13 protein-coding genes and 1 pseudogene are annotated in these 19,265 nt (G+C 73.1%); 3 read left to right on the plus strand and 11 right to left on the minus strand.

The genetic code is table 11. From position 1 onward, the window contains the following. From ACFWBF_RS31520 to ACFWBF_RS31560, 9 genes and pseudogenes are all read right to left on the minus strand, one after another. Positions 1-466: pseudogene (locus ACFWBF_RS31520) on the minus strand (pseudouridine synthase); the annotation flags it as partial. Beyond that, positions 466-1,095 carry an SMC-Scp complex subunit ScpB gene (scpB, locus tag ACFWBF_RS31525; protein WP_385607892.1) on the minus strand — a complete coding sequence of 210 codons (630 nt, stop codon included), beginning with the start codon at positions 1,093-1,095 and terminating at the stop codon, positions 466-468. The gene scpB and the pseudogene ACFWBF_RS31520, both read right to left, overlap by 1 nt. Then, positions 1,092-2,366: a segregation/condensation protein A gene (locus ACFWBF_RS31530; RefSeq protein ID WP_385607933.1), complete on the minus strand. Its 1,275-nt coding sequence runs from the start codon at positions 2,364-2,366 to the stop codon at positions 1,092-1,094. Before ACFWBF_RS31530 ends, scpB begins: the two co-directional genes overlap by 4 nt. A gap of 529 nt (positions 2,367-2,895) precedes the next feature. Beyond that, entirely contained in the window at positions 2,896-3,405 is a 510-nt protein-coding gene (locus tag ACFWBF_RS31535; RefSeq protein ID WP_385607894.1) for a hypothetical protein, read from the minus strand. Continuing rightward, positions 3,390-4,550, minus strand: a complete 1,161-nt coding sequence (locus tag ACFWBF_RS31540) for a ParA family protein (protein WP_385607896.1) — start codon at positions 4,548-4,550, stop codon at positions 3,390-3,392. Before ACFWBF_RS31540 ends, ACFWBF_RS31535 begins: the two co-directional genes overlap by 16 nt. Positions 4,551-4,876: 326 nt before the next feature. Then, complete coding sequence (ald, locus tag ACFWBF_RS31545) at positions 4,877-5,992, minus strand: alanine dehydrogenase (protein WP_385607898.1); 1,116 nt, start codon at positions 5,990-5,992, stop codon at positions 4,877-4,879. A 152-nt stretch (positions 5,993-6,144) separates the two neighbouring features. Beyond that, positions 6,145-8,109 carry an AAA family ATPase gene (locus tag ACFWBF_RS31550; RefSeq protein ID WP_385607900.1) on the minus strand — a complete coding sequence of 655 codons (1,965 nt, stop codon included), beginning with the start codon at positions 8,107-8,109 and terminating at the stop codon, positions 6,145-6,147. 273 nt (positions 8,110-8,382) lie between these two features. Beyond that, entirely contained in the window at positions 8,383-9,063 is a 681-nt protein-coding gene (locus ACFWBF_RS31555) for an NUDIX domain-containing protein (RefSeq protein WP_385607902.1), read from the minus strand. 89 nt (positions 9,064-9,152) lie between these two features. Then, the gene (locus ACFWBF_RS31560; protein ID WP_385607904.1) at positions 9,153-10,805 is read right to left on the minus strand and encodes a CTP synthase; all 1,653 of its coding nucleotides are present in this window, start codon (positions 10,803-10,805) and stop codon (positions 9,153-9,155) included. Between the two features lie 483 nt (positions 10,806-11,288). Here ACFWBF_RS31560 and ACFWBF_RS31565 point away from each other — a divergent pair, with 483 nt between their 5' ends. The 3 genes from ACFWBF_RS31565 (at position 11,289) to ACFWBF_RS31575 (ending at position 16,204) form a co-directional block, all read left to right on the plus strand. Beyond that, positions 11,289-13,094: a glycoside hydrolase family 15 protein gene (locus tag ACFWBF_RS31565; protein ID WP_385607906.1), complete on the plus strand. Its 1,806-nt coding sequence runs from the start codon at positions 11,289-11,291 to the stop codon at positions 13,092-13,094. 77 nt (positions 13,095-13,171) lie between these two features. Next, complete coding sequence (locus tag ACFWBF_RS31570; protein WP_385607908.1) at positions 13,172-14,554, plus strand: FAD-binding protein; 1,383 nt, start codon at positions 13,172-13,174, stop codon at positions 14,552-14,554. Positions 14,555-14,575: 21 nt separating this feature from the next. Further along, positions 14,576-16,204, plus strand: a complete 1,629-nt coding sequence (locus ACFWBF_RS31575; RefSeq protein ID WP_385607910.1) for a PucR family transcriptional regulator — start codon at positions 14,576-14,578, stop codon at positions 16,202-16,204. Between the two features lie 18 nt (positions 16,205-16,222). On the opposite strand, the gene ACFWBF_RS31580 is transcribed toward ACFWBF_RS31575, so the two are convergent. Both ACFWBF_RS31580 and recN read right to left on the minus strand, forming a co-directional pair. Beyond that, positions 16,223-17,344, minus strand: a complete 1,122-nt coding sequence (locus ACFWBF_RS31580; RefSeq protein ID WP_385607912.1) for a glycosyltransferase family 4 protein — start codon at positions 17,342-17,344, stop codon at positions 16,223-16,225. Positions 17,345-17,517: 173 nt separating this feature from the next. Continuing rightward, positions 17,518-19,245 carry a DNA repair protein RecN gene (gene recN / locus ACFWBF_RS31585; protein ID WP_385607935.1) on the minus strand — a complete coding sequence of 576 codons (1,728 nt, stop codon included), beginning with the start codon at positions 19,243-19,245 and terminating at the stop codon, positions 17,518-17,520. Positions 19,246-19,265 lie beyond the last annotated feature (20 nt).

The following is a 19,265-nucleotide window of genomic DNA, read 5'->3' on the forward strand; positions in this document are numbered from 1 at the left end:
CGCCCCGGCCGCCGTCGGCCGCGCCGCGGGCACCGCCGCCGCCCGCCTTGGCGCCACCGCGGCCGTTGCGCTCGCCCTCGGGGCCCACGTCGTAGCGGCGCTCCTCGGGGCGCGGGTTGCGGGGGCGCTGGGGCGCCTGGTCACGGTCGCGGTCGCGGTCACGCGAGTCGGAGCCGCCCTGGTAGCCGCCGCCGGAGCCGCCACCCTGGTAGCCGCCGCCGGAGCCACCGCCGCGGTAGCCGCCTCCGCCGGAGGAGCTGCCACCGCGGTAGCCGCCCCCACCGGAGGAACTGCCGCCGCGGTAGCCACCGCCGCCCGAGCTGCCACCGCGGGAGCTACCGCCGCCCGAGCTGCCGCCGCGGTAGCCACCGCCGCCGGAGGAGCTGCCGCCGCGGGCGTTACCACGCCCGCCGCCACCGCCGCCGCTGCTGTTCCTGTTGCCGCCGCCGTTGCCGTTGCTTCGCATCAAAGTTCCGTCGTCTTGTCGTCTTCATCGGTGTCCGGTGCGTCCGGATCGAACGACGGAACACCCTCTTGGCTCTCGGCCTCGATCGCGTCCGCCTCGGGGAGGAAGGGCGCGAGCTCCGGGAGCTCATCCAGGCCGCGTAGGCCCATCCGCTCCAGAAAGTAGTTCGTCGTCCTGTACAGGATCGCACCTGTTTCGGGTTCCGTCCCCGCCTCCTCCACCAGACCGCGCTGCAGGAGGGTCCGCATGACCCCGTCACAGTTGACTCCGCGGACCGCCGAAACGCGCGAGCGGCTGACCGGCTGGCGGTACGCGACCACGGCCATCGTCTCCAGCGCGGCCTGCGTCAGCCGGGCCTGCTGGCCGTCCAGTACGAAGCGCTCGACGGCCGCCGAATACTCCGCGCGGGTGTAGAAGCGCCACCCGCCGGCGACGAGCCGCAGCTCGAAGCCGCGGCCCTGGACGGCGTAGTCGTCAGCGAGCTCGCGCAGCGCGTACGCCACCTCGCGCGGGGTCCGCTCCAGCACCTTGGCGAGGTGCGCCTCGGTCGCGGGCTCGTCCACGACCATGAGGACGGCCTCCAGGGCGGGCTTCAGCGCGAGGGCCGCCACGGCGCTCTTCGTCGTCATTCCTTGACCTCCACGATCCGGTCGAATTCGTCGGTCACCGTCGGCATCCCGTCGCCGTCCCCGCCGCTCCAGCGCACGGTGAGCGTTTGGAGGGCGTCCTCCTGGTCGAGGACCACGGCCTTCTCCCGGTAGAGCTCCAGGAGGGCCAGGAAGCGGGCGACGACCGTGAGGGTGTCGCCGGCGTCCTCGATGAGCTCCTGGAAGGTCGCCTCGCCGCGCGCCTTGAGGACCGCGACGACCAGTCCGGCCTGTTCCCGCACGCTGACCAGGGGTGCGTGGATGTGGTCGACGTACACCTGTGGCTTGGCCCGGGGCTGCATGGCCTTCACGGCCAGCCGGGCGAAACCCTCGGCGCCGATGCCGATGACCACCTCGGGCAGCAGCTCGGCGTGGTGCGGCTCCAGCCCGACGGTCCGGGGGTAGCGCCTGCCCTCGGCTTCGGCGCGGGCCTCGAAGATCTCGGCGACCTGCTTGTACGCCCGGTACTGGAGCAGCCGCGCGAAGAGCAGGTCCCGCGCCTCCAGCAGGGCGAGGTCGGCCTCGTCCTCGACCTCGGCGGCGGGCAGCAGCCGGGCGGCCTTCAGGTCGAGCAGGGTCGCGGCGACGACGAGGAACTCGGTCGTCTGATCCAGATCCCAGTCGGGCCCCATGGCCCGGATGTGCGCCATGAACTCGTCGGTGACCTTGGACAGCGCGACCTCGGTGACGTCCAGCTTGTGCCGCGAGATCAACTGCAACAGCAGATCGAACGGCCCCTCGAAGTTCGCCAACCGCAACCGGAACCGCCCATCGCCCCCGGCCCCGCCCGCCGTCTCGGACACCGGCCGCCCTCCGAGGGCCGTCCCGGGCCGGTGCGACCCCTCCCGGCCCGGGCCGCGAGCCGGCGACCCCTCCAAGCCCGGCACGGGGCTCGGCAGCGCCTCGGGACCCGCCAGAGCCCCCGGACCCACCGGATCCCCTCGCAGGGCCCACACGGCCCGCCCACCGGCCTCCTGGCCCCCGGGTCCGCGCCACGCCTCGCCCCCCACGGCCCGCGCAGCGAACTCGGCGGGGCTCGGCGACCCCTCGCCGACGGCGAGCCCCGCGCCCCGGCCAGCCCCCGCGCCGGCCACGCGCCGCGCAGCAGGCCCGCCAGGGGCCCCGGGGGTCTCCCCGCCGTCCCCCGCGCCCCCGGAGCCCTGGGCGGGCCCAGCACCCTCCGCCACCCCCGGGCCGGCCACGCGCCGCGCAGCGGGCACGTCAGGGGGTCCGGGGGTCTCCCCGGCAGCCACCGCGGCCCCGGAGCCCTCGGCGGCCCCAGCACCCTCGGCGTCCCCCGGGCCGGGCACGCGCCGCGCAGCGGGCACGTCAGGGGGTCCGGGGGTCTCCCCCCGGTTTCGGGAAGGGGCGGGATCGGGGAGAGCCTCCTCCCCGCCCGGTACGGGCGTGCCCGGGCCACGGCCCAGCAGGCGACGGGGCGGGCGGCCGGATTCGGCGGGAGAGGGCATCGCGGTCCAGGGTGGTGCGGAAGAGCGGCTGACGGGCCCAAGGCTGCCACGCGCCGCCGCCCAGGAGGCAGGACAGGGCCGGGAAACCTCCCGCACCCCAGGCGGGCAGCGGCTCAGCAGCCACGCACTGGGCAGGGGCACCGCCCACGCACCCGGTCGGGGGCAGCGGCTCAGCAGCCCAGCACAGCCACGCACCCGGCGGGGCCAGCGGCGCAACGGCCGCGCATCGGGCGGGGGAACCCGCCCGCGCACCCGGCGGGGCCAGCGGCTCAGCGGCAACGCACCCGCCGCGCACCCCGGCGGGGCCAGCGGATCAGCGGCCGCGCAGGCGGCGGACCAGGATGCTCGCGTCGCCGCGGGATTCCAGGTCCGCCAGGACCACCGCCACCGCCTCGCGGACGATGCGGCCGCGGTCCACCGCGAGACCGTGCTCGCCCCGCAGCACCAGCCGCGCGTGCTCCAGGTCCATGAGCTCCTCCGCGGAGACGTAGACCGTGATCTTCTCGTCGTGCCGCTCGCGCCCGCTCGGCCGCCGGTTCGCCCCGCGGCCCTGCCCCTTCCCCCGCCGAGCGGCAGCGGAAGCGGCAGCGGAAGCGGCACCGGAACCTTCCTGCGGCCGCCGCTGCGCGCCGACCGAGCCCTCCGTACCGGCCTCAGCCTCCCGGCTGCGGCCCTCCCCCGCCGTGCCCTGCGCCGACGCCGCCGCGTGCTCCGCGGCGGGCGACTCGTCCGTACCGCGCCGGGGCGAGGGCGCCTGGAGCGCCATCCCCCCGGTCGTACGGAAGAGTTCGTCGGCTCCGGGCAGACTCACTCGGCGGGACACCGGGCGAGCACCTCCCTGGCCAGCTGGCGATAGGCGGCGGCGCCGACGGAGTTGGACGCGTACGTGGTGATCGGCTCACCGGCGACCGTGGTCTCCGGGAAGCGCACCGTACGGCCGATGACCGTGTGGTAGACGTGGTCGTCGAAGGCCTCGACGACACGCGCCAGCACCTCACGGCTGTGCACCGTACGGGAGTCGTACATCGTGGCGAGGATGCCGTCGAGCTCCAGCTCCGGGTTGAGCCGCTCCTGCACCTTCTCGATGGTCTCGGTCAGCAGCGCCACACCACGCAGCGCGAAGAACTCGCACTCGAGCGGGACGATGACCTTGTGAGCCGCCGTCAGGGCGTTCACGGTCAGCAGACCGAGCGAGGGCTGACAGTCGATCACGATGTAGTCGTAGTCGGCCAGCAGGGGCTTGAGGGCCCGCTGGAGGGTCGACTCGCGCGCGACCTCGCTGACCAACTGCACTTCGGCAGCGGACAGGTCGATGTTGCTCGGCAGCAGGTCCATGTTCGGAACCGCGGTCTTGAGCAGCACCTCGTCGGCCGACATGCCCCGCTCCATGAGCAGGTTGTAGACCGTCAGGTCGAGTTCCATCGGATTGACGCCGAGACCCACGGACAGCGCGCCCTGCGGGTCGAAGTCGACGAGCAGCACACGGCGCCCGTACTCGGCGAGCGCGGCACCCAGGTTGATGGTCGACGTGGTCTTGCCCACGCCGCCCTTCTGGTTGCACATCGCGATGATCGTCGCCGGACCGTGGTCGGTCAGCGGACCCGGGATCGGGAAGTACGGCAGCGGCCGTCCGGTCGGGCCGATCCGCTCCCGGCGCTGGCGGGCAGCGTCGGGGGCGAGAGTGGCCGCGTACTCGGGGTCGGGCTCGTACTCCGCGTCCGGGTCGTAGAAGTGCCCTTCGGGCACCTTGTCATAGTCGGCGAAACCAGTGGGCTTTTCGCCGCTCAGGTCGCCGGCCCTGGAGTTCACGTCTAGGCCGTCCATGCTCTTTCGGGGCGTCGTCATGTGCTGGTGGTTTGCGAAGGTGCGGACTGCGACGGAGCCGACAGCTTCGAGCCCGGCAGGACCTTGACCCCGCGCAGCCGTCTCTGCTCGACCACCCCCAGGAGCAAATGTCGACTCATTCACAAGTCGTCTTACCTCCTCGGACGTGACCAGGACACTTATCGATAGGTCAGCGTGGCACCATGCCGACGGTTGGCGACTCTATGGCGTGTCACCGCTCAGCGGCAACACAATCCGTCGGACCCGGCACGATGTGTCGGCAACCGAACACCTCTCTGTCAAGGGCGTCCGAGCTGTCGCCGCGAAGTTTCGCGGGTGTGCGAAAGGGTTAAAGGGTTACGTTCGAGGCGAGTTGAACCGCCGTTCGGAGCCCCGCCCAAACGCGTCCGGCCGGACCTTGCGGGCAAGGTCCGGCCGGATACGTGAGATTGACGTCAGTCGTTGACGCCTTAGCCGAGAAGCGTGCTCAGCTCGAGGGTCTCGAGACCGTGGGCCTCGGCGACCGGACCGTAAACGACCTGGCCGTCATGGGTGTTGAGGCCCAGCGCGAGCGCGGGGTCACGACGCAGCGCCTCGGCCCAGCCGAGGTTCGCGAGCTGCACGATGTAGGGCAGCGTGGCGTTGGTCAGCGCGTAGGTGGAGGTGTTCGGCACCGCGCCCGGCATGTTGGCGACGCAGTAGAAGACCGAGTTGTGGACCTGGAAGGTCGGCTCGGCGTGGGTGGTCGGACGGGAGTCTTCGAAGCAGCCGCCCTGGTCGATCGCAATGTCGACAAGGACACTTCCGGGCTTCATCTTGGCGACGAGCTCGTTGGTGACCAGCTTCGGGGCCTTCGCACCCGGGATGAGCACCGCGCCGACGACGAGGTCGGCCTCGATGACGGCCTTCTCCAGCTCGAAGGCGTTGGAGACGATCGTCTTGATCTTCGTACCGAAGATCTTGTCGGCCTCACGGAGCTTGTTGATGTCGCGGTCCAGCAGGGTCACGTGGAAGCCCATGCCGACGGCGATCTGGACGGCGTTCCAGCCGGAGACGCCGCCGCCGATGACGACGCACTCGCCGGCGTGGGTGCCGGGGACGCCGCCCGGGAGCACGCCGCGGCCGCCGACCGAGCGCATCAGGTGGTAGGCGCCGACCTGCGGGGCCAGCCGGCCCGCGACCTCGGACATCGGGGCGAGCAGCGGGAGCGCGCGGTTGGCGAGCTCGACCGTCTCGTACGCGATGGCGGTGGTTCCGGACTCCAGGAGGGCGTCCGTGCACTCGCGGGAGGCCGCCAGGTGCAGGTAGGTGAAGAGCGTCTGGTCCTTGCGGAGGCGGTGGTACTCCTCCGCGATGGGCTCCTTGACCTTCAGCAGCAGGTCGGCGGTGGCCCAGACCTCGTCCGCGGTGCCGAGGATCTCGGCGCCGGCGGAGACGTACTCCGCGTCCGTGATCGAGGAGCCCACACCGGCGTTCTGCTCGATGAAGACCTGGTGGCCGCCCCGGACCAGCTCATGCACGCCGGCGGGCGTGATGGCGACCCGGAACTCGTTGTTCTTGACCTCGCGGGGGATGCCGACCTTCATCGTCGATCACGGTCCTTGGCTCAGGGGAAATTACGGCGTACTTCCATACATACCCGCCCACAAGAACGCGCAACGGGATGCACCACGGGATGCCGCGGTGAACCCAGTCTAATGAAGGATGAGTCGCTGTCTAGCCTTGCAAACGAATAATCTCAGTCGGAAGCACTGCGGATTTCGCAGGCTGCGGGGTCGTCTCCCAGCAATCTGTCGGCCGCGGACCGGTGCAGCCTCGCCGCCGCCGGGTCGCCGAGCCGGTCCAGCGTGTCGGCCAGGCGCACCTGCAGCGCGGCCTGAAGTCGCATGTCGCCGGCCCGGCGCGCGAGCTCCACCGCCTCCCGGCAGGTGTGCAGCGATTCCTCGGGCCGCCCGGCGTACTCCTGGACGCGCGCCATCTCGCTCAACGCCTTTGCCTGGCCCGGCACATCGGCCAGCTTCCGGTACCCCGCGGCGGCCGCCCGCCAGCTGCGCAGCGCGTCCCCGTACCGGCCCGCGTAGGTGTGTACGTTCCCGAGCCGTCCGTACAGTCGCGCCTCGTCCGCGCGCTCCCCCCTGGCGAGGGCCTGGGAGAGGGCCCGGCCGAACCAGTCGCAGGCCCGGTGCCAGTCCGCCAGCTCCTGGTACGCGCCGCCTACGGATTCCATCGCGCGGCCCGTCGCATACGGGTCTTTTGCCGCCCTCCCCGCGTCCAGCGCGGCCCGATACCGGTCGAGGGCCTCCTGGGTCCGCCCGGTTTCGGCGTCCAGATCGGCCAGGTTCAGCAGCGCCGCGGCCTGCTCGCGGTGGAGGTTGCGCCGCTCGGCGACGTCCAGGACCAGCTGGTGCAGCCCGTACAGCTCGGGGGCGGCCTCGGCGGTCCCGCGGTGCTGCGCCAGTGCCCGTACGAGGGCCGCGACGATCCGGCGGGCCAGGGTGTCCAGCCCGCCGTCGGCCACGGCGAGCGCGGCGGCCGCCGAGAGGGCGGGCAGCCGGGTGTCCAGCCAGGTGGCGGCGGCCCGCCGGTCGGCGAAGCGCAGGGCGCGCGGCAGACCGTCGAGGCGCTCCCGCACGAGGTCCTCGTCCTCCTCGGCCATGGCCCGGCAGGAGGTCAGCAGCCGTACGGTGCGCTCCAGCATCCGGGCCCGCGCCAGCTGGACCTCGGCAGGGCGCTCCTTGGCCTCCAGCAGGGCCTGGAGCAGGGGTGCGAGGCAGCCGGGCAGCAGGAACAGCCCGTCGTGGCCGTGCCGCAGGAGACCCAGCGCGGCGAAGTCCTCCAGCGTGGACTGCGCGGCGGCCACGGAGCAGCCGGCGAGGGCGGAGGCGGTGTGCGAGTCGACGATCCCCGCCGGCGCCAGGGGCAGCAACCGCAGGGTGCGCTGGGCGGGCTGCGGGAGGGACTCGTAGACGAAGCGGAAGCCGCGGGCGAGGGGGCCGCTGGCGGCGGGGGGCATCTCGTGGATCTGCTTGGCCACGTCGGCGACGGATGCCTTGGGGTGGGCGGCGAGCCAGCCGCCGACCAGCCTGAGCACGGCGGGCTGGCCCCCGCACTCCTCGGCGAGGGCCTCGGCGGCGCGGGGGTCGGCGGTGACGCGGATGTCGCCGATGCGCTGGACGAGCATCTGCACCCCGGCGGGCGTGTCCAGCCCGCCGAGGGTGCACGGGCGGACATCCGGAATCCCGGTGAGGGGGCCTTCGGCGGTCACGACGACGAGGCACTCGGAGGTGTCCGGCAGCAGGGCGTCGACCTGGTGCGGGTCGGCGGCGTCGTCGACCAGGATGATCACGCGGCGCCCGTCGAGCGCGGCGCGCAGGGCGGAGCTGAGCTCGTCCTCCCCGGCGCCGGGCGGGGTCGGCTCGCCGAGCCCCTCCAGCAGGGTGCGGATGGCCCTCTCGGTGGCCACGGTCTCCCCGCCGGGCGTGGTGAGCCGCGTCCGGAGCACTCCGTCGGGGTACTCCCCGGCGACCTCGCGCACGAACGCCTCGGCCAGGGCGGTCCGCCCTGACCCCGGGCGCCCGGCGACGAGCAGCACGCGGGCGCGGGGTGCCTTGGCCTTGCGGCCGGAGAGGGTGTCGAGCCCGGTCCGTGCGATGTCCTCGCGCAGCTCCTTGAGCTCACGCCGCCGCCCGACGAAATCCGTCACGGATCCGCTCCTCTCCCTGCCTTCGGGTTGCGAGCGTAGTTCACGCAGAGCGACGAACCGGGTGGAGCGCGGCGGACAAATCGCCCGATCGGATCAGCCGATGGTCACACCAAACCCCCGACCGCCGCCTCAAACGCCGCCGCGGCTCAAAGAACGGGGCTCCGCCCCGGACCCCGCGCCTCGAACGCCGGCGGGGCTGAAAGTGCCCTGCGGGCAATCCAGCCGGTCAAGAGGCGGCATCGGAGCCCCCGCGACGGCGCCGCAGATGGTCGGCTACGCCTCGTACGGGCGGGCCGGCCACGGGGCCAGGGCCGGGCGCAGGGTGTCCGCGCCGCCGGAGGCGAGGGCGGCGGACAGCGCCAGCACGCCCGTCACCAGCCCCGGGTTGCCGAGCTCGCCCGCGAGGACCCCTCGTACCAGCTCCTCCAGCGGAACCCTGGCGATCTCCATGTCCGCCTCCTCGTCGGAGACCTGGTACCGGTCCCCCTCCGCCTCCGCGAGATCCCGCGCCAGGAAAACCCGGATCGCCTCGTCCGAGCCGCCCGGCGAGGCGAAGAAGTCCACCAGCACCCGCCAGTCCTCCGCCTTGACGTACGCCTCCTCGTACAGCTCCCGCTGGGCCGCGTGCAGCGGGTTCTCCCCCGCTACGTCGAGCAGCCCGGCCGGCAGCTCCCACAGCCGGTGCCGCACGGGGTGCCTGAACTGGCTGAGCACCAGCACCCGCTGCTGCTCGTCGAGGGCGAGCACGCACACCGACCCCGGGTGCGCCTGGTAGTCGCGCCGCACCACGGAGCGGTCCGGCATCCGCACCTGGTCCGAGCGGACCGCCGTCTTCGCACCCTGGAACGGGGTCCGCGACGCGACGATCTCCCACGACTCCGGTGCGTCCACGATGCGGTCGCCGCTGCCGCTGCGGGTGCCGTTGTCGTTGTCGTTGTCGTTGCCCAAGGCCATGGCCTCTACCTTCCCGAAAACACAAGACAGCCGGGGCACGATCCGTGCCCCGGCTGCCTACGTTATGCGGTCAAGCGCAGCTCAGGCGCTCACTTGGCGGCCTGCTGCCGCTCCACGGCCGCCTTGACCAGCCCGGCGAACAGCGGGTGCGGGCGCGTCGGACGCGAGCGCAGCTCCGGGTGGGCCTGGGTGGCCACCAGGTAGGGGTGCACCTCGCGCGGGTACTCGACGTACTCGACCAGCTTGTTGTCCGGGGAGGTGCCGGAGAAGACGAGGCCCGCCTTCTTCTCCAGCTCGCCGCGGTAGGCGTTGTTGACCTCGTAGCGGTGGCGGTGGCGCTCGTCCACGTACGCCTGGTCGCCGTAGACCTCGCGCACGATCGAGCCCTCGGCGAGCTTCGCCGGGTACATGCCCAGACGCATGGTGCCGCCCAGGTCGCCCGCGCCCTCGACGAAGGCCAGCTGCTCCTCCATCGTGGAGATCACCGGGTGCGGGGTGGAGGCGTCGAACTCGGTGGAGTTCGCGTCCTCGATGCCCGCGAGGTTGCGCGCGGCCTCGATGACCACGCACTGCAGGCCCAGGCACAGGCCGAGCAGCGGGATCTTGTTCTCGCGGGCGTAGGTGATCGCGCCGACCTTGCCGTTGACACCGCGGTCGCCGAAGCCTCCGGGCACGCAGATCGCGTCCACGTCGCCGAGCACCTCCGCGGCGCCGGCCGGGGTCTTGCAGTCGTCGGAGGTGACCCACTTGATCTGCACGCGGGCCTTGTTGGCGAAACCGCCGGCGCGCAGCGCCTCGGTCACCGACAGGTAGGCGTCGGGCAGGTCGATGTACTTGCCTACGAGCGCGACCTTGACCTCGTGGTCGGGGTTGTGGACCCGGTCCAGCAGGTCCTCCCAGACCGTCCAGTCCACGTCGCGGAACGGCAGGTCGAGCTTGCGCACGACGTACGCGTCCAGACCCTCGGTGTGCAGCACCTTCGGGATGTCGTAGATCGACTTGGCGTCGATCGCCGCCACCACGGCCGCCTCGTCCACGTCACACATCAGCGAGATCTTGCGCTTGATGGAGGTGGGGACGTCACGGTCGGCGCGCAGCACGATCGCGTCGGGCTGGATGCCGATGTTGCGCAGGGCCGCGACCGAGTGCTGGGTCGGCTTGGTCTTCAGCTCGCCGGAGGGGCCGATGTAGGGCAGCAGCGAGATGTGCACGACGAAGACGTTGTCGCGGCCGACCTCGTGGCGGACCTGGCGGACGGTCTCCAAGAACGGCAGCGACTCGATGTCGCCGACCGTGCCGCCGACCTCGGTGATGACGACGTCGACGTCCTCGGTCGCCATGCGGCGGATGCGGTGCTTGATCTCGTTGGTGATGTGCGGGATGACCTGCACCGTGTCGCCGAGGTACTCGCCGCGCCGCTCCTTGGCGATGACCTGCGAGTAGACCTGGCCGGTGGTGACGTTGGCCGAGCCGTCGAGGTCGACGTCGAGGAAGCGCTCGTAGTGGCCGATGTCCAGGTCCGTCTCGGCGCCGTCGTTGGTGACGAACACCTCGCCGTGCTGGAAGGGGTTCATCGTGCCGGGGTCGACGTTCAGGTACGGGTCGAGCTTCTGCATCGTGACCCGAAGACCGCGCGCCTTCAGCAGCGCACCCAGGCTGGAGGCCGTCAGGCCCTTGCCGAGGGACGAAGCGACACCCCCGGTGACGAAGATGTGCTTGGTCGTCATGGATTTGGGCGGCATCGCCAAGAGGGGGCTCCCGTGGTCGCGAGGTGAGGTGCGTCCGGCGCCGGCCACCGTCGATCCGAAGGGTCTCTGGGGGCGCCGAAGCTGCGGTTTCGGGGCTCCTGATTCGCACAGGCAGACCACCGGTCCACGGGGTACCAGCCTATCAGCGCCCGGGACGGTCCGCCTCCGGCCACGCGGCGCGACCGGCTCGCGGAAGCCCGGCGCGACCGGCTCCCCCACCCGCCCCGCGGGTATCTTGCCTGCTCACCCGTTTAGCCGAGCGCCATTGTTCCAAGACTTAAGGAGATCACTAGGGTGCCGTCATATCCTGCTCGGATATCGCTCACATCACCGCCGAGCAGTCCGGTAGACGGCGCAACCCGCCGGTTGGCGGAATCATGGGCTCAGTGCGGGGATCCACACACCACAGGAGACCGCGCAACCGCGCAATGCAAGCGCCCTTCGGGGCGGACGTGGCTGTTCGACTGGAGATGCAACGTGTCCGGGCGCATCGAGGATTACGCACTGATCGGGGACATGCAGACCGCGGCTTTGGTCTGCCGGGACGGGGCGGTGGACTGGCTGTGCCTGCCACGTTTCGACTCCCATGCCGTCTTCGCGAGCATTCTCGGCACCGAGGATCACGGGTTCTGGCGGATCGGCCCGGCGTTCCCGGCCGGCGCCGAGGCCCCGCGAGCCGACCGGCGCCGCTACCGCGGTGACTCGCTGGTTCTGGAGTCGGAGTGGGACACACCGCGCGGGACCGTGCGTGTGATCGACTTCATGCCGCCCCGCGAGGACCACGCCCCGCAGCTCATCCGCATCGTGGAGGGCGTCAGCGGACGCGTCCGGATGCGCTCCGCGCTGCGCATGCGGTTCAGCTACGGGCGGGTCGTGCCCTGGGTGCACAAGGTCGACGGGCGCACCGTCGCCGTGGCCGGCCCCGACTCGGTGTGGCTGGACACCGAGGCGCAGACGTACGGCAAGGACCTGACGACCTACTCCGACTTCACCGTCGGTCCCGGCGACCGGATGGCGTTCTGCATCAGCTGGCAGCCCTCGCACAAGGAGCCGCCGCAGCCGCCGGAGGCCGAGGAGGCCCTGGAGGCCACCACCGACTTCTGGCGCGAGTGGGTCGAGCAGTGCACGTACCACGGCCCGTACCGGGAGGCGGTGGTCCGCTCCCTGATCACCCTCAAGGCCCTCACGTACGGCCCGACGGGCGGGATCGTCGCCGCGCCGACCACCTCCCTCCCGGAGGAGATCGGCGGCGTGCGGAACTGGGACTACCGCTACACGTGGCTGCGCGACGCCGCCATCACCCTGTCCTCGCTGCTGCGCACCGGGTACCGCGAGGAGGCCCGCGCCTGGCGCGAGTGGCTGCTGCGCGCGGTGGCCGGCGACCCGGAGAACCTGCAGATCATGTACGGGATCGCGGGCGAGCGCGAGCTCGGCGAGACCGAGCTGGACTGGCTGCCCGGGTACGAGAACTCGCGCCCGGTCCGCGTCGGCAACGGCGCCGCCGGCCAGCTCCAGCTCGACGTGTACGGCGAGGTCACCGAGGCCCTGCACCTGGGCCACATGACGGGCCTGGCGCGCAGCGACTACGCATCGCTGCTCCAGCTCAAGCTGATCCGCTACCTGGAGACCCACTGGGACCAGCCGGACGAGGGCATCTGGGAGGTGCGCGGCCCGCGCCGCCACTTCGTGCACTCGAAGGTGATGGCCTGGGTGGCGGTGGACCGCACGATCAAGCTGATCGAGAGCGGGGACGCGGACGGCCCGCTGGAGCGGTGGCGCGAGCTGCGCGACGAGATCCACCAGGACGTGTGCGAGAAGGGCTACGACAAGGAGCGCAACACCTTCACCCAGTCCTACGGGTCGCGGGAGCTGGACGCCTCGCTGCTGCTGATTCCGCAGATGGGTTTCCTGCCGCCGGACGACAAGCGGGTGATCGGCACCATCGAGGCGATCCAGCGCGAGCTGTCGACCCCCGACGGGTTCATCCTGCGCTACCCGACTGCGGGCGCGGAGGCCGGTGTGGACGGCCTGGAGGGCGACGAGGGGGCCTTCCTGGCGTGCTCGTTCTGGATGGCGGACGACCTGGCGATGATCGGCCGCGTCGACGAGGCGCGCCGGCTCTTCGAGAAGCTGCTGTCCCTGCGCAACGACCTGGGGCTGCTGGCCGAGGAGTGGGATCCCAAGCTCCAGCGGCAGGTCGGCAACTTCCCGCAGGCCTTCAGCCACGTTCCGCTGATCGACACGGCCCTGCGGCTCACGGCGAGCGGGGCGTACGGAGGCTGACGCGGCCGGTGGGCCCGGGGCGCCGGGTCCGCCTACATTGGAAGGGTCCTATGCCCCTCTCGGAAGGGAGGGTGGCCATGGCGCCCCTCTCGAAGGCGGGCACGGCCCTTGCCGCGCTCCGCGAGGATCTGGCCGGCGACGTCTTCGCCCCGGAGGATCCGGGATACGACGCGGCGCGCACGGTCTTCAACGGGATGATCGACCGCAAGCCCGCCGTCATCGCCCGGTGCGAGAGCGAGGCGGACGTCATCACGGCCGTCCGCTTCGCCCGCGACCTGGACCTGCCGGTCGCGGTACGCGGCGGCGGCCACAGCGTCGCCGGGATGTCCCTCAACGACGGCGGCGTGGTCGTCGACATGCGCCGGATGCACGAGGTCACGGTGCACCCCGGGGCGAAGGCCGTACGGATCGCCGGTGGCGCGGTGATGAGCCACCTGGACCGCGCGTGCCAGCCGTACGACCTGGCGACCACCGGCGGCCGGGTCTCCACCACCGGCGTCGCGGGATTCGTCCTCGGCGGCGGATCCGGCTGGCTGGACCGCACGTTCGGGCTGGCCGTGGACAACCTGCTCGGCGTCGACCTGGTCACCGCCGACGGCAGCACGCTCACCGCGACCGCCGAGGACCACCCCGAACTGTTCTGGGCCCTGCACGGCGGCGGCGGGAACTTCGGCGTCGCGACCTCGCTGACGCTGCGCCTGCACGAGCTGCCGGAGTTCTCCTTCTGCCTCCTGCTCTACCCCCCGCAGGCCGGGCCGCAGGTCCTGCGCGTCTACCGGGAGCTCATCGAGAGCGGTCCGGTCGAGGCGGGCGGCGGCGTGATCTACCTGACCGCCCCGCCGGAGCCCTTCGTACCGCCGCACCTGGTCGGGACGCTGCTGGCGGGCGCGCTGGTGACGTACGCGGGCGCCGAGGAGGACCTGCGCAAACTCGTCGGGCCGCTGCTGGCGCTGCCGCACGAGGCGGAGGTGCTCGGCGCGATCCCCTACCCGGACTTCCAGTGCATGCTGGACGACCCGCCGGGGCTGCGGAACTACTGGTCCGCGGAGTACCTGACCGGGCTGCCCGACGAACTGGTGGAGGTGTTCTGCGCCCGCGCCGCCACCATGCCGGTGCCGACCGGGACGCAGCACGCGATGTTCCCGCTGGGCGGGGCCATCGCGCAGGGGCCCGCGGAGTTCCCGGTTCCGTACCGGGACGCGATGTGGGCGGTGCATCCCTTCGGCATGTGGGAGGACCCGGCCGACGACGAGCGGTGCCGGCAGTGGGTGAAGGACGTACGGGCCGACGTGCTGCCGTGGAGCACGGGCGCGGTCTACCTCAACTTCACCGGCGACGAGGGCCCCGAGCGCGTGGTGGCCGGGCTCGGGGAGGAGAACCTGCACCGGCTGGGCGCGGTGAAACGGGAGTACGACCCGGACAACGTCTTCCGCTTCAACCACAACATCAAGCCCACCTGACCCCCTGATAGCGTCCGCAATATGGACGAGCAGGGCGGGCAGGGCGGCATCACGGTTCAGCGGGCACTGGAGCTGCCGGGACTGCGCAGCGGGCTGCCGGAGGTGGTGGCCTGCGCCGACCGGCTGGGCCGCACCGTGCGCTGGGTGCACGCGGGCGAGGTCCCCAACATCGCGTCCCTCCTCAAGGGCGGCGAGCTGCTGCTGACCACCGGGCTCGGCCTCGGCACCCGGCCCGCCGAGCAGCGCGCCTTCGTACGCCGGCTCGCGGACCGGGGCATCGCCGCACTCGTGGTCGAACTGGGCCCGCGCTTCACCCGCCTGCCCGCGACGATCGTGGAGACGGCCCGCGCGGCCGGGCTGCCGCTGGTCCAACTGCACCGGGAGGTCCCCTTCGTCGCCGTCACCGAAGAGGTCCACACCGAGATCGTCAACGGGCACTACGCCCTGCTCCAGCGCGCCGAGGAGGTCCACCGGCGGTGTACGCAGGCCCTGCTGGGCGGCGGCGGGATCCCGCAAGTGCTGCGGATCCTGGCGGACTTCACGGCCAACCCGGTGTTCCTGGAGACCCCGGACGGGCAGCTGCTGTACGCGGCCGGCCCGGTCTCCGGGGAGGCGGCCGCGGATCCGCTCCAGGTCTGGGAGGGCATGCGCGGCCAGCGCGAGGCGGAGCCGTCGGCCAACGCGGTGGTGATCGACGTACCCGGCGGCGGCCACGGCACGGGCTCGGTCCGCGCCCGCGTGGTGCTGCTCGGTGTCTTTGCCCCGCTGCTGCCGGTGCACCGCATGGCGGCCGAGCGGACGGCGGGGGTGCTGGCTGTGGTGATGATGCAGGCCCGCCAGGAGGAGGAGCTGGCGGCGCGCGGCCGCGGCGACTTCCTCACCGACCTGGCGGAGGGCCGGATCTCGGCCGAGGACGCGCCGGCGCAGGCGCGGGTGCTCGGTTTCAAGCCGGGCGCGGGTCCGCTGCTGCCGGTGGTCATGCGACTGTCCTCGGACCTGGGCCCGTCGGGGAACTGGGCGGTCCTGGCCCGCGCGGTGCTGGAGGAACTGTCCGCGGTCGGCGTACCGGTCCTGCTGGGGGTCCGGCCGGTGGAGGGCCGGGTCCCGCTGCTGGTGTCCCTCCGTGCGGAATCCGAGCGCACGGCGGTGGCGGACCGGGTCGCGGTGGCGCTGCGGGCCGGCGTCGAACGGGCCGGCCTGGACCGGGCCGCCGCGCCTCCGGCGGTGGTCGTCGGCGTCGCGGGCGGCTGGGCTGCCGCGTCCGCGGGCCTGCGCCACGCGGCGGAGACCGCCACCGCCGCGCACGGCCTCCCGGCCCGCCCCTGGTACGACGCCCGCCGCCTGGACATCGACCTCCTCCTGTGGCGCCTGCGCGAACACCCCGACCTGGCGGCCTTCGTGGACCGCGCGATCGGCGCGCTGCGGGTGCACGACACGACCTCGCGCCCGCCGCTGCTTCCGACCCTGGAGACGTACCTGGCCCATGCGGGCCGCAAGGCGGAGACGGCCCGCGAGCTCCACCTCAACCGCCAGACCCTGTACAACCGCCTGGCACGCATCTCGGAACTCCTGGGCACGGACCTGGACGACCCGGAAACGGTCCTCTCCCTGAGCCTGGCCCTCCGCGCCCGCCGCCACACTCCTTCGTAAATCCAGCCCCGCCGGAGGCTATCGGCGGGGGCGGTCCATCAGCTCGTCGTACACCGACAGGACCTGTGCCACGGTGTCGTCCTCGGACGGCCACGTCGCCGCCTGGGCCCGCCCCGCCGCGGACAGCGCGGCCCGCCGCCCCGGATCCGCGAGCAGCCCGGACACGGCCTCCGCCAGCGCGCCCGGGTCCCCGTACGGGACCAGCACGGCCGCGTCCCCGACCAGCTCCGGTACGCCCCCGACCCGCGTGGCCACCAGGGCCACCCCGGCCCGCAGTGCCTCCTGCGCCAGCAGTGACCGCGCCTCCCACCGGCTCGGCAGCACCGCGACATCCGCCGCCGCGAGCAACTGTGCCGCGTCCCGGCGCCGCCCCAGCAGCCGCACCGGCAGGGCTTCGGCCTCGATCCGCCGCGCCAGGTCGGCCCGCATCGGGCCCTCCCCCGCGATCACGAGCAGCGGCGCCGGATCCAGCGCCCGCCAGGACCGTGCCGCGTCCAGCAGTACGGAGTACCCCCGCCCCGGCACCAGGCTGCCGACCGCGATCAGCAAGGGCCGTTCCGTCGAGCCCAGTTCCGCCCGCGTCTTGCCCGGATCCGCGCCCGGCGCGGCAGCGGCCGCGCCGGCCGGCAGCGCCGTCGGGGCCAGCCGCGCGTCCCGCGCCCCGCGCAGCCGCGCCAGGTCCACCTGGTCCGACGAGGACCCCAGCACCACCACGGCCGCCCGGGCCACGTGCCGCTCCAGCAGCCGGCTCAGCCGCCCGGCCGCACCCGCGGCCGCGGGGCCGCCGCCGTGCCAGGTCACCACCAGCGGTACCCGGTGCCCGCGCAGCGCCAGCGCCGCCCGCATCCCGGCCCGTACCCCGTGCGCGTGCACCACGTCGGCTCCGGCGCACGCGCCCCGCAGCGCGCTCACGGCGTCGGGCAGGAAGTGCGCCCCGGCGCCGGTGAAGTCGTACTCCCCCTCGGCCTCGACGGGGGCGCACACGGTGACGCGTACGCCCCGGGCGGCGAGCCCGGTCGCGAGGGAGCGCACGTGCGCACTGCTGCCCGCGCCCGCACCGCCCAGGACCTGGACGGTACGAAGCGGTGGCCGCCCGTACGACTGCGCGGGGACCGGGACCGGGACCGGGGAGCTGCTCACGGGCCGAAGCTCCAGGGTGAGGGAGTCAGAGACGTGGCCAAGGATGCCATTCCGCACGCGCGTTCCGGGACCATACGGGTGCGGATCCCGTAAGAGATACCGCTCAGTACCACCGAGCCTCACTCACACGGGCTATCCGCACGTCACCCTGACGCCCCGTCAGTGGCGCCGGCTCACGCGTCCGCCCGCGCCGCCGCGAGGAGTTCCTCCGCGTGGGCCCGGGCGGAGACCGAGTCCTCCTGGCCCGCCAGCATGCGCGACAGCTCGCGGATCCGGGCCTCGCCCTCCAGGACGGTGACCCCGCTGCGCGTCACGGAGCCGTCGTTGGTCTTCTCCACCAGCAGCTGCCGGTCCGCGAAGGCCGCCACCTGCGGCAGGTGCGTGACGACCACGACCTGCGCCGACTTGGCCAGTTTCGCCAGCCGCCGGCCCACCTCGACCGCCGCCTTGCCGCCGACGCCCGCATCGACCTCGTCGAAGAGGTACGTCGGCACCGGGTCGGAGCCCGCGAAGACGACCTCCACGGCCAGCATCACGCGGGAGAGCTCACCGCCCGACGCGCCCTTGGCGATCGGCCGGGGCTGCGCGCCGGGGTGCGGGGCCAGGAGCAGCTCCACCTCGTCCGTGCCCGAGGGCCCGTACGCGACGGGGCGGCCGTCCACCTCCACCCCTTCGGGGTCCTCCGCCTGCCGGATGTCGATGCTCACCCGGGCGTGCGGCATCGCCAGCGAGGCCAGCTCCTGCGTCACCGCCGACGCGAAGCGGGTCGCCGCCTCACCCCGCGCATCGGTCAACGCCTGGGCCAGCAGTGAGAGTTCCGCCCGCAGTCCGTCCCGTTCGGCGGTGAGCTCCGCGATCCGCTCGTCGTCGCCGTCCAGCTCCAGCAGCCGCGCCGAGCCGCGCTCGGCCCACGCCAGCACCGAGTCCGCCGTGTTCTGGCCGTCCCCGTACTTGCGGGTGAGCTGGATCAGGGCCGCCCGGCGCTCCTCGACCGCCGCCAGCCGCAGCGGGTCGGCGTCCAGGTCGTCGGCGTAGCCGGCGAGTTCCCCGGCCACGTCGGCGAGCAGGATCCCCAGCTCGCCGATCCGCTCGGCGAGCGCGCCGAGCGCCGGGTCGTGGGAGCGTACGGATTCCAGTGCCCGGTGCGCGCCCGCGACGAGGGTGTTCGCGTCGACGCCCTCCGGGTCCTCGGGGTTGCCGGCCAGCGCGGCGTGGGCGATCTGCGCCGCCGAGGCCAGCGACTCGGCGTGGCCCAGGCGCTCCGCCTCCGCCGCGAGCTCGGTGTCCTCGCCGGTGACCGGTTCCACGGCCGCGATCTCGTCCAGCCCGAAGCGCAGCAGGTCCGCCTCCTGGGCCCGCTCCCGGGCCCGGGTGGTGATCTCCTCCAGCTCCACGGCGACGGCGCGCAGCCGGCGGTAGGCGGAGGCGTACTTCTCCAGCGGGACGGCGACCGCGTCCCCGGCGTACCGGTCGAGCGCCTGGCGCTGCCGGGCGGGGCGCAGCAGGCCCTGCTGGTCGGTCTGCCCGTGGACGGCCACGAGGTCGTCGGCGAGTTCCCCGAGCAGCCCGACGGGTACGGAGCGGCCGCCGACGTGCGCGCGCGAGCGCCCCTCGGCGGACACGGTCCGACTGATCAGCAGGGCGCCGTCGTCGAGCTCGGCCCCGGCCTCCTCGGCCCGAATGGCCGCGGGCGCGTCGGGGCGCATGACGATGCGGCCCTCGACGACCGCCGCCTTGGCGCCGATCCGTACCAGGGCCGGGTCGGCGCGGCCGCCGAGCAGCAGCCCGAGGCTGGTGACGACCATCGTCTTGCCGGCGCCGGTCTCGCCGGTCACCGCGGTGAAACCGGGCGACAGCTCGACCACCGCGTCGTCGATGACCCCGAGCGACCGTATCCGCATCTCCTCAAGCACGGGACGAC

It is taken from the genome of Streptomyces sp. NPDC060028 (assembly GCF_042736725.1).
Classification (GTDB): Bacteria; Actinomycetota; Actinomycetes; order Streptomycetales; family Streptomycetaceae; genus Streptomyces.